This window comes from Accumulibacter sp. (genome assembly GCF_023806565.1).
Lineage (GTDB): Bacteria > Pseudomonadota > Gammaproteobacteria > Burkholderiales > Rhodocyclaceae > Accumulibacter.
The window spans coordinates 1-13,804 of sequence record NZ_JAMTDV010000128.1 but is presented as its reverse complement, the minus strand read 5'-3'; the positions used below and the strand labels follow the sequence as shown (position 1 = coordinate 13,804).

Annotated in this window: 9 protein-coding genes and 1 pseudogene; 8 read left to right on the top strand and 2 right to left on the bottom strand. The window is 64.0% G+C overall.

Features of this window, described 5'->3' with window-relative positions; all coding sequences use genetic code 11:
• Window positions 1–30: 30 nt before the first annotated feature.
• Entirely contained in the window at window positions 31–1,491 is a 1,461-nt protein-coding gene (locus NFV80_RS15245) for a M48 family metalloprotease (RefSeq protein ID WP_296759221.1), read from the bottom strand.
• A 126-nt stretch (window positions 1,492–1,617) separates the two neighbouring features.
• On the opposite strand from NFV80_RS15245, the gene moaC reads away from it, so the two are divergent.
• Window positions 1,618–2,100, top strand: a complete 483-nt coding sequence (gene moaC / locus NFV80_RS15240) for a cyclic pyranopterin monophosphate synthase MoaC (RefSeq protein WP_295329993.1) — start codon at window positions 1,618–1,620, stop codon at window positions 2,098–2,100.
• Between the two features lie 124 nt (window positions 2,101–2,224).
• On the opposite strand, the gene NFV80_RS15235 is transcribed toward moaC, so the two are convergent.
• Window positions 2,225–2,428 (bottom strand): cold-shock protein, encoded by a 204-nt coding sequence (locus NFV80_RS15235; RefSeq protein ID WP_295329991.1) that lies wholly within the window; start codon window positions 2,426–2,428, stop codon window positions 2,225–2,227.
• 272 nt (window positions 2,429–2,700) lie between these two features.
• Here NFV80_RS15235 and clpS point away from each other — a divergent pair, with 272 nt between their 5' ends.
• The 7 genes and pseudogenes from clpS to NFV80_RS15200 form a co-directional block, all read left to right on the top strand.
• On the top strand, window positions 2,701–3,009 hold the full coding sequence (gene clpS, locus NFV80_RS15230) for an ATP-dependent Clp protease adapter ClpS (RefSeq protein WP_295329989.1): 309 nt from the start codon (window positions 2,701–2,703) through the stop codon (window positions 3,007–3,009).
• Window positions 3,009–5,267, top strand: a complete 2,259-nt coding sequence (gene clpA / locus NFV80_RS15225) for an ATP-dependent Clp protease ATP-binding subunit ClpA (protein WP_295329987.1) — start codon at window positions 3,009–3,011, stop codon at window positions 5,265–5,267. The genes clpS and clpA overlap by 1 nt, the downstream gene beginning before the upstream one ends.
• A 61-nt stretch (window positions 5,268–5,328) precedes the next feature.
• Window positions 5,329–5,823, top strand: coding sequence for a ribonuclease E activity regulator RraA (rraA, locus tag NFV80_RS15220; RefSeq protein WP_295329985.1), 495 nt, complete (start codon window positions 5,329–5,331; stop codon window positions 5,821–5,823).
• 131 nt (window positions 5,824–5,954) lie between these two features.
• Window positions 5,955–6,467, top strand: coding sequence for an ankyrin repeat domain-containing protein (locus NFV80_RS15215; protein ID WP_295329983.1), 513 nt, complete (start codon window positions 5,955–5,957; stop codon window positions 6,465–6,467).
• A 77-nt stretch (window positions 6,468–6,544) separates the two neighbouring features.
• Window positions 6,545–11,653, top strand: a complete 5,109-nt coding sequence (locus NFV80_RS15210; protein ID WP_295329981.1) for a RecQ family ATP-dependent DNA helicase — start codon at window positions 6,545–6,547, stop codon at window positions 11,651–11,653.
• A 239-nt stretch (window positions 11,654–11,892) separates the two neighbouring features.
• On the top strand, window positions 11,893–13,191 hold the full coding sequence (gene aceA / locus NFV80_RS15205; RefSeq protein WP_296759214.1) for an isocitrate lyase: 1,299 nt from the start codon (window positions 11,893–11,895) through the stop codon (window positions 13,189–13,191).
• 176 nt (window positions 13,192–13,367) lie between these two features.
• Window positions 13,368–13,804: pseudogene (locus NFV80_RS15200) on the top strand (alcohol dehydrogenase catalytic domain-containing protein); the annotation flags it as partial.

Sequence of the window (13,804 nt, the reverse complement as noted above, 5' to 3'; positions counted from 1 at the left end):
AGTGGTCCGCAAGAAAACGAAGCCGGCATTCTACCCGCCCTCGCGCTTCTGTTTCGCCTCTTCCGCCTGTTCCTTGCGCAATTCGCGCAGGCGTGCGTCGACCGCAGACTGTTCAAAGAAAGTGCCGTCAGCGGCCTTCTGCGCGAACTGCAACTGTTCGACGGCGGGTCCGAGCTGCCCCTGCAGGTAATAGAACTCGGCCTGCGCCCGATGCTGCTGCAAGCGTTTTCCGGCAGCAGCATAGGCCTTGGCCTGTAACCCGTACAACTTGTAATCCGAACTGTAGAGCTGCAACTCGGACTCCAGGAACGCCTGGCACTGCTCGTACTGCGCGCCCGCCAGCAGCGACTCGGCATAGCCATAAACCAGCGACTTGGACTGCGGATACCGTTGCAGAGCATCACGATAGATCGCCTGGGCTGCAGCCGGCTCATTGGCGGCCAGCCTGATCTCGGCAACCAGCCCGGCAATCATCGGCGACGACAGCTTGAGCGCGATCAGTGCCGTGACTTCACGTTGCGCCGTTGCAAGGTCCTTGGCGCGCAACAGCGAGTAGGCGAGACCGTAGCGAGCCGCCGCCTCCGAAGCATACTTCTTCTCGCGAAGCTGCGCGGCGAACTCTTTGACCGCTTCACGCGGGGTGACCATCTGCGCCCGCAGCTTGGCCCGCACGAGCTGGAATTCGAGACTGTCGGGAACCTGGCGATAGGGAGCGTTCTGGGCCCGGTTTTGCATGTCGGAGATACGCTCGACGGTCAGCGGGTGTGTCCGCATATACACCGGCGCGTTGTTCTCATACACCCTGCCGGACTGTTGCAGGCGACCGAAGAAATCGCCCATGCCGTGGGCGTCGTAACCCGCCTGCGTCATCGTCTGATAGCCCATCCGATCCGCCTCGCGTTCGAAGTCACGGCTGTAGGCGAGCTGCGCCTGGATCGAGCCGGCTTGGGCCGAGGCGATCGCCGCATTCGCCACTTGCGAGTTGGCGCGGGCAGCGAGAATGCCGACGGCCATCGCGATCATGCTCGCGATCGAATTCTGCTTTTCCTTCGCCATCTGCCGTGCCAGGTGGTTCTGCATGACGTGAGAAATTTCGTGTGCCAGCACCCCGGCCAGTTCCGACTCAGATTGCGAGGTTAGCACCGTACCGGTATTCACCCCGATGAACCCACCGAACATGGCAAAGGCATTGACGGTGCTGTCGCGAACGAAGAAAAACTGACAGTCACGCGCCGGACTCGCGCTGGCCGCGACCAGGCGACGACCCAGTGCGTTCAGATAATCGTTGAGTTCCGCATCGTCGATGTAACTCGGCTCGCGCAGGCGGATCTCGTTCATGATGCGCTCGCCGATCTTGCGCTCCATCTGTGGCGACAACTCGGCTCGGGCAGCCTCGCCGAGATCTGGCAAATCATCGCCGCGAACGGAAAACGAGGTACCCAGAAAAGCCACCATGGCAATCCAGGTGGCGACACAAGCGGCTCTGATCAATCTGGCTCCCGGACAAGAGTGAACACGGTTGATGCTATGATAACCAATGCGGAGGCAGCGAAATGTTACGAAGCGTTACCGAAACTTGCCGACTCGTCCGCGTTCATTCGCAACCTGGTGCACGCGATGACCGCTGACTCCCTGACCCACTTCAATACGCAGGGTCAGGCGCAGATGGTCGACGTCGGCGAAAAGAGCGAGACCCGGAGGCAAGCGAAAGCCGTCGGCAGCATCCGGATGCGAGCCGAGACCCTGGCGCTGATCGTTGGCGGATCTGCCAGCAAGGGGGATGTGCTCGGGGTGGCGCGGGTCGCCGCGATCCAGGGCGCCAAACGCACTGCCGAGTTGATCCCCTTGTGCCACCCGATTGCCCTGACCAAGGTCGCCATCGAATTCGAGGTCGATGCAGCCGCCAGCGCAGTCCACTGCACTGCGCTGGCCGAATGCTGCGGTCGCACCGGTGTCGAAATGGAAGCACTCTGTGCCGCCAGCGTCGGATTGCTGACGATTTACGACATGTGCAAGGCAGTCGATCGCGGGATGCGGATCGAGGGCGTTCGCCTGCTCGAGAAAACCGGAGGCAGGTCAGGGCACTGGACGGCGGGCTGAGCGAACAGAGGTCCAGCCAAACAGGGGACCACGCATTCGGTTTCGGCGGCCGCGCGTAGCGAGCAAGGACGCAGGGCAAAAAAAAACCCGCCGGAGGCGGGTCCGTTTTAGAAACCCAAATAAATCAGACGCGCGAGATATTCGACGCTTGCTTGCCCTTTGGACCTTGCGTCACATCGAAGGAAACCTTCTCGCCCTCTTTCAGAGTCTTGAAACCGCCCATGCTGATCGCGGAGAAATGGGCGAAAAGATCCTCGCTGCCATCATCCGGAGTAATGAAGCCAAAACCTTTAGCGTCGTTGAACCACTTCACGGTACCTGTTGCCATATTGCCACTTCCTTGAAAAAAGACTAAACCCGGGCATCACCCGACTTGCATGCCGCTAATTCAACACCAACAGATAGGGGATCTCAGACAGGGACAACCACCCACCAGCCGCTTGGAATGAGAGCATGCGGCCTTTTTACGCTAACTCTGGCGGCGGCGTCAAGCGTTTTCGGTGCGATTTCAATCCAAAACGGTCGCCACGTGGTTTTCCGGACCGGCAAATTGGCCGACACCGGTATTGCGGATCCGCTAGGACTGGTTAGAATTCACTCATGGCCACGAAGCATCAAGACGGCTCGCTGCTCGAAGCAAAACGCTCGCAAGTTGCGCCGCCGCCACTTTACAAGGTCCTGTTGTTGAACGACGATTTCACCCCGATGGATTTCGTCATCGTCGTTCTGCAAAGATTTTTCGGCCTCGATAGGGAGCACGCGACGCGCATCATGCTCAAGGTCCACACCGAGGGCCGTGGCGTCTGCGGCGTCTATTCGCGTGACGTGGCAGCCACGAAGGTTCAACAAGTCACAACCTTCGCACGCAGCAACCAGCATCCCCTGGCGTGCGTAATGGAGGAAAACTGATGATTGCGCAGGAACTGGAAGTCAGCTTGCACATGGCGTTTGTCGAGGCGCGGCAAAAGCGTCACGAGTTCATTACCGTAGAACACCTGCTGCTGGCGCTGCTCGACAACCCCTCGGCAGCCGACGCGCTGCGCGCCTGTGGCGCCGGAATCGAGCAACTGCGCAGGGATCTGACTCGATTCATCGGCGAGCACACACCCACCGTCGCCGGCGACGATGAAATCGACACGCAGCCGACGCTCGGTTTTCAGCGGGTGATCCAGCGGGCAATCCTGCACGTCCAGTCGTCCGGTCGCAAGGAAGTCAACGGTGCCAACGTTCTCGTCGCCATCTTCGGCGAGAAGGATTCGCACGCAGTGTATTACCTGCAGAAACAGGGAGTCAGCCGTCTCGACGTGGTCAATTTCATCTCGCATGGAATCAGCAAGGTGCCGCAGAGCGCGCCGCGCAACGAGCCCGAATCCGAGGCGGAAAGCGAACCGCAGAGCGCATCCGGACCACTGGAGAGCTATACCATCAATCTCAATGCCTTGGCCCTGCAGGGCAAGATCGATCCTCTGATCGGCCGTGATCAGGAACTCGAACGGGTGATCCAGACGCTCTGCCGTCGGCGCAAGAACAATCCCCTGCTGGTCGGCGAGGCGGGCGTCGGCAAGACCGCCATCGCCGAAGGGCTCGCGCGCAGGATCGTCGAATCCGACATTCCCGAGATCCTCGCCAAGGCGAACGTCTACTGTCTCGACATGGGCTCGCTGCTGGCCGGCACGAAATATCGCGGCGACTTTGAACAGCGTCTCAAGGGGGTGCTCAAGCAGCTCAGCGAAAACCCGCAGGCGATTCTCTTCATCGACGAGATTCACACCCTGATCGGTGCCGGGTCTGCCTCAGGCGGCACCCTCGACGCATCGAACCTGCTCAAGCCGGCGCTTTCGACCGGGCAGCTGAAGTGCATCGGCGCGACCACCTACAACGAATACCGCGGCATTTTCGAGAAGGACCACGCACTATCGCGGCGGTTCCAGAAGATCGACGTGAACGAACCGTCGAGCGCCGAAGCGGTCGAGATTCTCAAAGGACTCAAGTCCCGCTTCGAATCGCACCACGGCATCAAGTACTCGGCTGCCGCGCTGACCTCGGCGGTCGAACTCTCGGTGCGTTTCATCCCCGACCGCCATCTGCCCGACAAGGCAATCGACGTGATCGACGAAGCCGGCGCCGCACAGCGCATCCTGCCCAAATCCCGGCAGAAAAAAATGATCGGCAAGATCGACATCGAGGAGATCGTTGCCAAGATCGCGCGGATTCCTTCGACGCACGTCTCGTCCGACGACCGGAACAACCTGAGGAACCTCGACCGCGACCTCAAGGCTGTCGTCTTCGGCCAGGACGCCGCGATCGACGCGCTTGCCAAGGCGATCAAGATGGCCCGCTCCGGCCTCGGCAACCCAGGCAAGCCGATCGGCAGCTTCCTTTTCTCGGGTCCCACCGGTGTCGGCAAAACCGAAGTCGCCAAACAACTCGCGTACTGCCTGGGCAACGATCTGGTACGTTTCGACATGTCGGAGTACATGGAAAGGCACGCTGTCTCACGCCTGATTGGCGCGCCGCCGGGTTACGTCGGTTTCGACCAGGGCGGGCTGTTGACCGAAGCAATCACCAAGAAGCCCTACAGTGTTCTATTGCTCGACGAGATCGAAAAGGCGCATCCCGACATCTACAACATCCTGCTGCAGGTGATGGACCATGGCACGCTGACCGACAACAACGGACGCAAGGCGGATTTCCGCAACGTGGTGATCATCATGACCACCAATGCCGGCCAGGAGGCCATCCAGAAGTCCCTGATGGGATTCACGCCAAGCCGCCAGGCGGGCGACGAAATGGCCGAGATCAAGCGGATCTTCACACCCGAATTCCGCAACCGGATCGATGCCTGCATCTCGTTCAGGTCACTCGACCACGATGTCATCCTGCGCGTGGTCGACAAGTTCCTGATGCAGCTCGAGACGCAACTGCACGACAAGAAGGTCGAAGCCGTGTTTACCGCGAAGCTCAAGGAACACCTGGCGGCCAAGGGATTCGATCCGCTGATGGGCGCGCGTCCGATGGCGCGGCTGATACAGGACACGATTCGTGCCTCGCTGGCCGATGAACTCCTCTTCGGGCGACTCGCTGCCGGTGGCCACGTTACCGTCGATCTCGACGACGACGCGAAAGTTAAACTGATCTTCGAGGAAGAACCCGAGGTCATCGCCTGAGAGCGGGCGTTGTCGCAGGGCATGACCAATTCCCGAATCCAGGACCAGCGAGACGAGCAGCATGACTTTCAAGACCCCAGACCTCCTCGACAACAACGAAGCCGGGATCCGGAACGGCAGCGTCCGGGTCGTCTCCCCGATGTTCCGGCCCTACGGTGGCCGCCCTGTCTTCAGCGGCCAGATCGTCACGCTCAAGCTGTTCGAGGACAACAGCCTGGTACGCGAGGCACTTGCTGCCGACGGCCACGGCAAGGTGTTGGTGATCGACGGTGGCGGCTCCCTGCGCTGCGCACTGGTCGGCGATCAGTTGGCCATCCTGGCGAACGCCAACGGCTGGGAAGGAATCGTCGTCTACGGCTGCATTCGTGATTCGGGCGACATCGGCGGAATCGACCTCGGCCTGCGCGCGCTGGACACGCACCCGCTGAAAAGCGTCAAGAAGGGAGCCGGCGACCGCGATCTCGCCGTCATTTTCGGCGGGGTCACCTTCCGACCCGGCGAGTGGATTTATGTCGACGGGGACGGAATCGTCGTCAGCGAGCAGCCCCTCACATGAAGCACCAGGGGTCGTGCCGGCGGCAACGGCCCATCCTGGCGGTGGCGAAAGAAGAGCAAGAATTGACCCAGGTCCCGATAGCGGAGATACTTCGTACGCTGCGCTGAATTTGCATCAATCGGAGAGTACCTGTGAATGCTGCCATCGACCTGCTCAAAGCCATTCGTTCGGGCCGCCTCCAGGAGGTGCAGGCGGTCCTTGATGCGGGCGCCCCCGTCGAATTGCGCGACGGTCGCGGCGACCCCGGCCTGCCGCTCGGTGTGGCGTGTTTCATGGGCTACGCGGATATCGTCCGGGAACTGGTCCGCCGCGGCGCAAGAGCCAACTATCCCGATAATTCGCAGCCGACTTCACCCCTGTCGATGGCCATTCGCGGCAAGCGATCCGAAGTCGTCAAGACGCTGATCGAGCTCGGCGTCGAGGTCCCTCCCGGCATGAACACCGGCCTGAGCGAACAGGAAATGATGATCGCACGCTGGCGGGGACAACACTACGAGGCGATGAACGCCGGCCAGCCGGATTCTGGTGTGGAATCCCCGGCTTTCGAGGAAATCGAACTGATGAGCTGTTACGGAACCGATACCGCCGTGCTCGATGCAGACATGATCCGGGCGGCACGCGAAATGGACAGCAAGTACAAGTAGCGATCCTGGCAACGCCCTCCCCTCCAGACCCCCTGCCCCGCCAACCCAACTGCCTGTCGATCGACCTCGAGGTCGGCGTGCGCAGCGGGCGCATCCGGCAGCTTGCGGCAGTGCGTGGAAACGACGGCGAGAACCTGCGCTTCGCCGGCGGCGACCTGGCGGCCGCGCTCACCCGCCTGGACGCGCTGGCTGACGGCTGCGCCTTTCTCCTCGGCCACAACTTCCTCCATTTCGACCGCCCGCATCTCACCGCCGCCGAGCCTCGCCTGCGGCTGCTCGCGCTGCCGGTGATCGATACCCTGTGGCTCAATCCGCTGGCCTTTCCGCGCCACCCCTATCACCGCCTGGTCAAACACTATCAGGACGGCGGACTCAAGCGTGGGCAGCTCAACGATCCCTTGCTCGACGCGCAACTGACTCTCGATCTTTTCCACGACCAGTACCGCGCCTTGCACCAACGCCAGCGCGAGGCGCCGGAACTGATGCTCGCCTGGCACTGGCTGACGACGCTCGATCAGCGGCTCTCGGGGATCAACAGCCTGTTTGCCACCCTGCGCCGCCAGCTGCGCCCGAGCGACGGCGAAGCACGGGCGGCGATTGCGCGCCTGCTGGCGGACAAGGGCTGCCCCGAGCACGCCCGGCAGATGGTCGACGATGCTGCACACGGTAACTGGTCGCTCGCCTACGCACTCGCCTGGCTGTCGGTCGCCGGCGGCAATTCGGTGCTGCCGCCGTGGGTTCGCCATCAATTCCCCGACACCGCCCTGCTGCTCCGGCGGCTGCGTGACCTTTCCTGCCGAAGAACCGATTGCCCGTGGTGCAGCGAGTACCATGATGCAGACAGGGAACTCGCCCGCCACTTCGGTTTTGCCGCATTCCGCCCGGAGCCGGCCGACGCCGACGGTCAGCCGCTGCAACGGAAGATCGTCGAAGCGGCGCTCGCCGGGCAACACCTGCTCGCCATCCTGCCGACCGGCACCGGCAAGTCGCTTTGCTATCAGATCCCGGCACTGTCGCGCTTTGCCAAGACCGGTGCGCTGACCATGGTCATTTCGCCGCTGGTGGCACTGATGGCCGACCAGGTTGCCGGATTGCGGGCGCGCGGCATCGAATGCTGCGTGGCGATCAACGGCCTGCTCTCTCTGCCCGAGCGTGCCGACGCGCTCGACCGTGTGCGCCTCGGCGACGCCGGCATCGTGATCGTCTCGCCCGAGCAACTGCGCAACCCGACGCTGCGCAAGGTGCTCGCGCAACGCGAGATCGGCGCCTGGGTGCTCGACGAAGCGCATTGCCTGTCGAAGTGGGGACACGATTTTCGTCCTGATTATCGCTACGTCGGGCGCTTCATCCGCGAAAAGGCCGGCGACGGCCCGCTGCCGCCGGTAATGTGCCTGACCGCGACTGCCAAACCGGATGTCGTCGCCGACATCGTCGCGCACTTCGCCGAAAAGGTCGGCGTCGACCTTTGCTGTTTCGATGGTGGCGCCAGCCGCAGCAACCTCGATTTCTCCGTGCTGCCGACCACTCCCGCCGAGAAGCTGGCGCACATCCACGAACTGCTGACTGCCGAACTGCGCGCAGACGCGCCGGGCGGCGCCATCGTCTATTGCTCGACGCGCGGGAACACTGAGGAAGTGTCCGCCTTTCTGGCGCAGAAAGGTCTGGCGGCGGCCCACTTCCATGCCGGGCTGCCGCCGGAAAGCAGAAAGAACGTGCAGCAAGCGTTCATCGCCGGCGAACTGCGCGTGATTGCCGCGACCAACGCCTTCGGCATGGGAATCGACAAGCCCGACGTTCGCCTGGTGATCCACGCCGACATTCCCGGCTCGCTCGAAAACTATCTGCAGGAAGCCGGACGCGCCGGCCGTGATCAGCAGGCGGCGCGTTGTGTATTGCTCTACGCGCCCGAGGATGTCGAGCGGCAGTTCGGCATGTCGGCGCGCTCGCGACTCACGCGCAAGGAAATCCAGGCGATCCTGCGCTCGCTGCGCCAGCTCGACCGCAAGAAGCGCGGCGACGGCGAAGTGATCGCCACCGCCGGCGAAATCCTCGCCGAGGACGAGGACGGTGGCTTCGCGCGCGACAGCGCCACCGACGACACGCGCGTGCGCACCGCCGTCTGCTGGCTCGAGGAAGCCCACCTGCTGCGCCGTGAAGAGAACCGGGTGCAGGTCTTCCCCTCGTCGCTGCGCGTCGGCTCGGTCGAACAGGCGCGGCAGCGGCTGGCGCGCGCCGCTCTGCAGGGCGACTATCAGCGGCAGTTGCTGGCACTGGTCGAGGCGCTGATCGGTGCAGCCGCCGACGAGGGTCTGTCGACCGACGAGTTGATGGTCGTCAGCGGCCTGAGCCCGGAAAATCTGCGCAAGGCACTGTACGATCTCGAACGACTCGGAATCGCCAGCAACGACACCGCACTGACCGCCTACCTGCGCGCCGGCGTCGAGGATTCGTCGACGCAGCGTCTGGAGCGGGCAGCGCGGCTCGAAGTGTCGCTGATCGAACTGTTGCGCGAGCAGGCGCCCGATCTCGAGCGCGGCGAGTCCTCGCTGCTGCACCTGCGCCTGCTGGCACAGCGCCTGCACGATGACGGCCACGCCAGTGCGCTGCCGGAGCGCCTGCGCCGCCTGCTCGCCGGCCTCGCCGGCGATGGCCGCAACGACGAAGGCGGCATCGGCAGCATCGCGCTGCGCCGGGTCGACGCGGAAACGGTGGCGATCACGCTGCAGCGCGACTGGGCAAACCTGGTGAAAACGGCGCAGTTGCGGCGTACCGCCGGCGGCCACCTGCTCGCTCACCTGCTCGCCTGTCTGCCGAGCGGCGCGCGTGGCGCCGACCAGCTCGCCGAAACTACGCTGGGCCGCCTGCTCGCGGCACTCGAAGCCGACCTGCTGCTCAAGTCGGAGGTCAGGGAGACTTCCCGCCTGCTCGACCGCGCGCTGCTCTGGCTGCACGAACAGGAAGCGATTCGCCTCAACAAGGGCCTGGCGGTATTCCGTCCGGCGATGACGATCCGGCTCGACGCCGACTGGAAGCGGCAGTTCCGGCAACCCGACTTCGCGCCGCTCAAGCTGCACTACGAAGAGCAGGTGCTGCAGATTCACGTGATGGCCGAGTACGTGCTGCGCGGTCTGCAGACGATGGCCGAAGCGCTGCGCCTGACGCTCGACTATTTCCACTTGCCGCGCGACCAGTTCCTGCAGCGCTGGCTACCCGAACGCGAGGGCGAACTCGCACGGCAGACGACGCCCGACTCCTGGCGACGGATCGTGGAAGCCCTCGCCAACCCCGTGCAACAGGGAATCGTCGCCGACGACCGCGAAAACGCCAACGTGCTGGTTCTCGCCGGCCCGGGATCGGGCAAGACACGCGTCCTCGTGCATCGCATCGCCTATCTGCTGCGCGTTCGCCGCGAAAATCCGCGCGGCATTCTGGCGCTGGCCTACAACCGCCACGCCGCGGCGCAGATCCGCCAGCGCCTGGGCGAACTGATCGGCGACGACGCACGCGGAGTTGGCGTCCTCACCTGCGATGCGCTGGCCATGCGGCTCGTTGGCGCCAGCTTCGTCGGGCGCGAACGGCTGGCCGACGAAGGCTTCGAAGCCGAACTGCACGCCATCCGCCAGCGGGCGATCGATCTGCTCAAGGGCGACGCGCGGTCGCCGGAGCAAGCGGACGCCGATGCGGAAAGGCTGCGTGACCGCGTGCTCGCCGGCTTTCGCTGGATTCTCGTCGATGAGTACCAGGACATCGGGCCGCAGCAATACGAACTGATCGGCGCGCTCGCCGGACGCAGCCGCAGCGACGAGGAGAGTCGCCTCAATCTCTTCGCGGTCGGCGACGACGACCAGAACATCTACGCCTTCAACGGCGCTTCGGTCGAATTCATCCGTCGCTTCGAGAGCGACTATGCCGCGCGCACCGTCCCGCTCGTCGACAACTACCGTGCCACGGCGCACCTGATCGACGTCGCCAATCGCCTGATCGCGCCAGCCGCCAACCGGATGAAGGCGGCGCATCCCATTCGCATCGACCGTGCGCGCCGGCGGGAGCCGGCCGGCGGCGCCTGGGCGAAGCTCGATCCGGTCGCCAGCGGCCGCGTTCAGATCCTGCCCGCCGGCAGCGACGCACGCACGCAGGCGATCGCCGTGCTCGGCGAACTGCAGCGTCTGGCCGGCCTGGCGCCCGCATGGGACTGGGCACGCTGCGCGGTGATCGCCCGCGAATGGAAATGGCTGCAGCCGCTGCGCAGCCTTTGCGAAGTGCGCGGCATTCCGGTGCAGATGGCCAACGAGGAAAGCGCGCAATTCTGGCGCCAGCGCGACACGCAACTGTTGCTCGCCTGGCTGCACGAGGAAGCCCAGTCTCTCCTCGACGCGCGAACGATTGCCGCCTGGCTTGCCCGGCAAGCGGACAGCCCACAACGCCAGATGCTCGCGGAAGCAGTGGACGAATATGGCCGCGAGACCGGCAACTCCGAGTTGCCACGCCGGCACTTCATCGAATGGCTGGCGGAATGGGGACGCGAAGCGCGGCGCCGGCAGTGCGGCCTGCTGCTGCTCACCGCGCACCGTGCCAAGGGGCTCGAATTCGATCACGTCGCGGTGCTCGACGGTGCCTGGCGGGCAGGCAGCGAAACCGCGAACGAAGATCCCGACGCCGAGCGCCGGCTGTACTACGTGGCGCTGACGCGTGCCCGGCAGACGCTGCTGCTGGCGCGCTTCGCCCGCGGCCAGCAGTTCCTCGACCAATTGCCTGCCAGCCCCTCGCTGCTGCGCCGTAGCGCCATACCGCTGCCGCCCCCTGCCCCCGAACTGTCCTGGTACTACCGGCAACTCCATCCCGGCGAGGTCGATCTCAGCTTTGCCGGCCGCCATCCGCCCACCCACCCGATCCAGCAGGCGATCGCCGCACTGACGCCGAGCGCGACGCTGCATCTGCGGCACGAACACCGCCACTGGCTGCTGCGCGACGACGGGGAGAACGTGGTCGGCAGACTCGCCGCCGCGTACACCCCACCGGCCGGCATGCACTGCATCGCCGCGCGCGTCGGCGCGATCCTCGTTCGCCGCCGTGAGGACAGCGAACCCGAATACCGCGCCGGGATTCGCTGCGAACGCTGGGAAGTCGTCCTGCCGGAACTCGTCTTCGCACCGGCGAGCGATCACGACCCGTGCCGAACGGGCTGATCGGCATTTCACGAAAGAGAATTTCCTTTCGCAATCCGGGAAGACCTCGACAAATCCTTGTTTCACTGCAGCAAAAAATACATCTTATGTCTTATATAAGACTGTTGTCGGCAGGCAGAAAGCCCTATATACTGCACGCCATTGGTCGCCCAGATTTGGTGCCCGGGAAGGCAACCGGTTCCAATTTGGTGCGTCGCCATGGTCCTGACCGCACTTCACAATTTTCGCGAGGAAGAAGCATGAGCACTAGAGAGCAACAGATCGCCGAACTGGAAAAAGACTGGGCAGAAAACCCCCGCTGGAAGGGAATCAAGCGCGGCTATTCGGCCGCCGATGTCGTCCGCCTGCGCGGTTCGTTCCCGATCGAATACACCGTCGCTCGCCGCGGTGCCGAAAAGCTCTGGAATCTCGTCAACAATGAACCCTACGTCAACTGCCTGGGCGCGCTGACCGGCGGTCAGGCCATGCAGCAAGTCAAGGCCGGCGTCAAGGCGATCTATCTGTCGGGCTGGCAGGTCGCCGCCGACAACAACTCGTACGCCGCGATGTATCCCGACCAGTCGCTGTACCCGGTCGACTCGGTGCCGAAGGTCGTCGAGCGCATCAACAACTCGTTCCGCCGCGCCGACGAAATCCAGTTCTCGAAGGACATCAACCCCGGTGACAGGGGCTACATCGACTACTTTGCGCCGATCGTCGCCGACGCCGAGGCCGGTTTCGGCGGCGTGCTGAACGCCTTCGAACTGATGAAAGCGATGATTCGCGCCGGCGCCGCCGGGGTGCACTGGGAAGACCAGCTCGCTTCCGTCAAGAAGTGCGGCCACATGGGCGGCAAGGTCCTGGTGCCGACACAGGAAGCGGTGCAGAAGCTCATCGCCGCCCGCTTCGCGGCCGACGTCTGCGGCGTGCCGACGCTGGTGATCGCGCGTACCGACGCCGAAGCCGCCGACCTGCTGACCTCCGACTGCGATTCCAACGACACCCCCTTCGTCACCGGCGAGCGCACCTCGGAAGGCTTCTACAAGACGCGCAAGGGTCTCGAGCAGGCAATTTCGCGCGCCGTCGCCTACGCCGAATACGCCGACCTCGTCTGGTGCGAAACCGGCACGCCCGATCTCGAATTCGCCCGCAAGTTCGCCGAAGCCGTGCGCGCCAAGCACCCCGGCAAGCTGCTCGCGTACAACTGCTCGCCGTCGTTCAACTGGAAGAAGAACCTCGACGACGCGACGATCGCCAAGTTCCAGCGGGAACTCGGCGCCATGGGCTACAAGTACCAGTTCATCACCCTCGCCGGCATCCACAACATGTGGTACCACATGTTCGACCTGGCGCAGGACTACGTCGCCCGCGGCATGACCGCCTACGTCGAAAAGGTGCAGGAGCCCGAATTCGCTGCCCGCGACCGCGGCTACACCTTCGTCTCGCATCAGCAGGAAGTCGGCACCGGCTACTTCGACGACGTCACCACCGTCATCCAGGGCGGCAGCTCGTCGGTCACCGCGCTCACAGGTTCGACCGAGGAAGAGCAGTTCCACTGAGCCGCCGCGCCTCAGCGTGAAGCCCGAAAGCCGCGCCCACACGGGCGCGGTTTTTTTTGCGTGCCAGTCCACCACTCGGCCCAATCGGAGCGGAAAGGCGCCCGCCGCGCTCCGCCACATGGCGAGTTCGCCTATCATCGATAGCTGCTGCCAAACATTGCAGAAGGAGAACGGCCATGCTTGCCACCGTCCTTTACGGGGCACGCGACATCCGCCTGGAAAGCCGCGAAACGCCGAGAATCGTCGAGCCCACCGACGCAGTGATTCGCATCTCGGCGACCTGCGTCTGCGGGTCGGACCTCTGGCCGTATCGCGGACTGCAGCGGGCCGACCGCCCACTGCCCATGGGCCACGAGTACTGCGGCATCGTCGGGGAAGTCGGTAGCGCCGTCCGTTCGATCCGACCCGGACATTCGTCGTCGGCTCGTTCGCGACTTCGGACAATATCTGTCCGCACTGCCAGTACGGCTACCAGTCGTCGTGCAGGCAACGCGAGTTCATCAGCCGGGCACAGGCGCCGGTGCTGCGCGTGCCGCTGGCCGATGGCACGCTGGTAGCGACTCCGGAAGTTCCGCCGGACGATCTGCTCCCCGGCCTGCTGACCGCCTCGGAC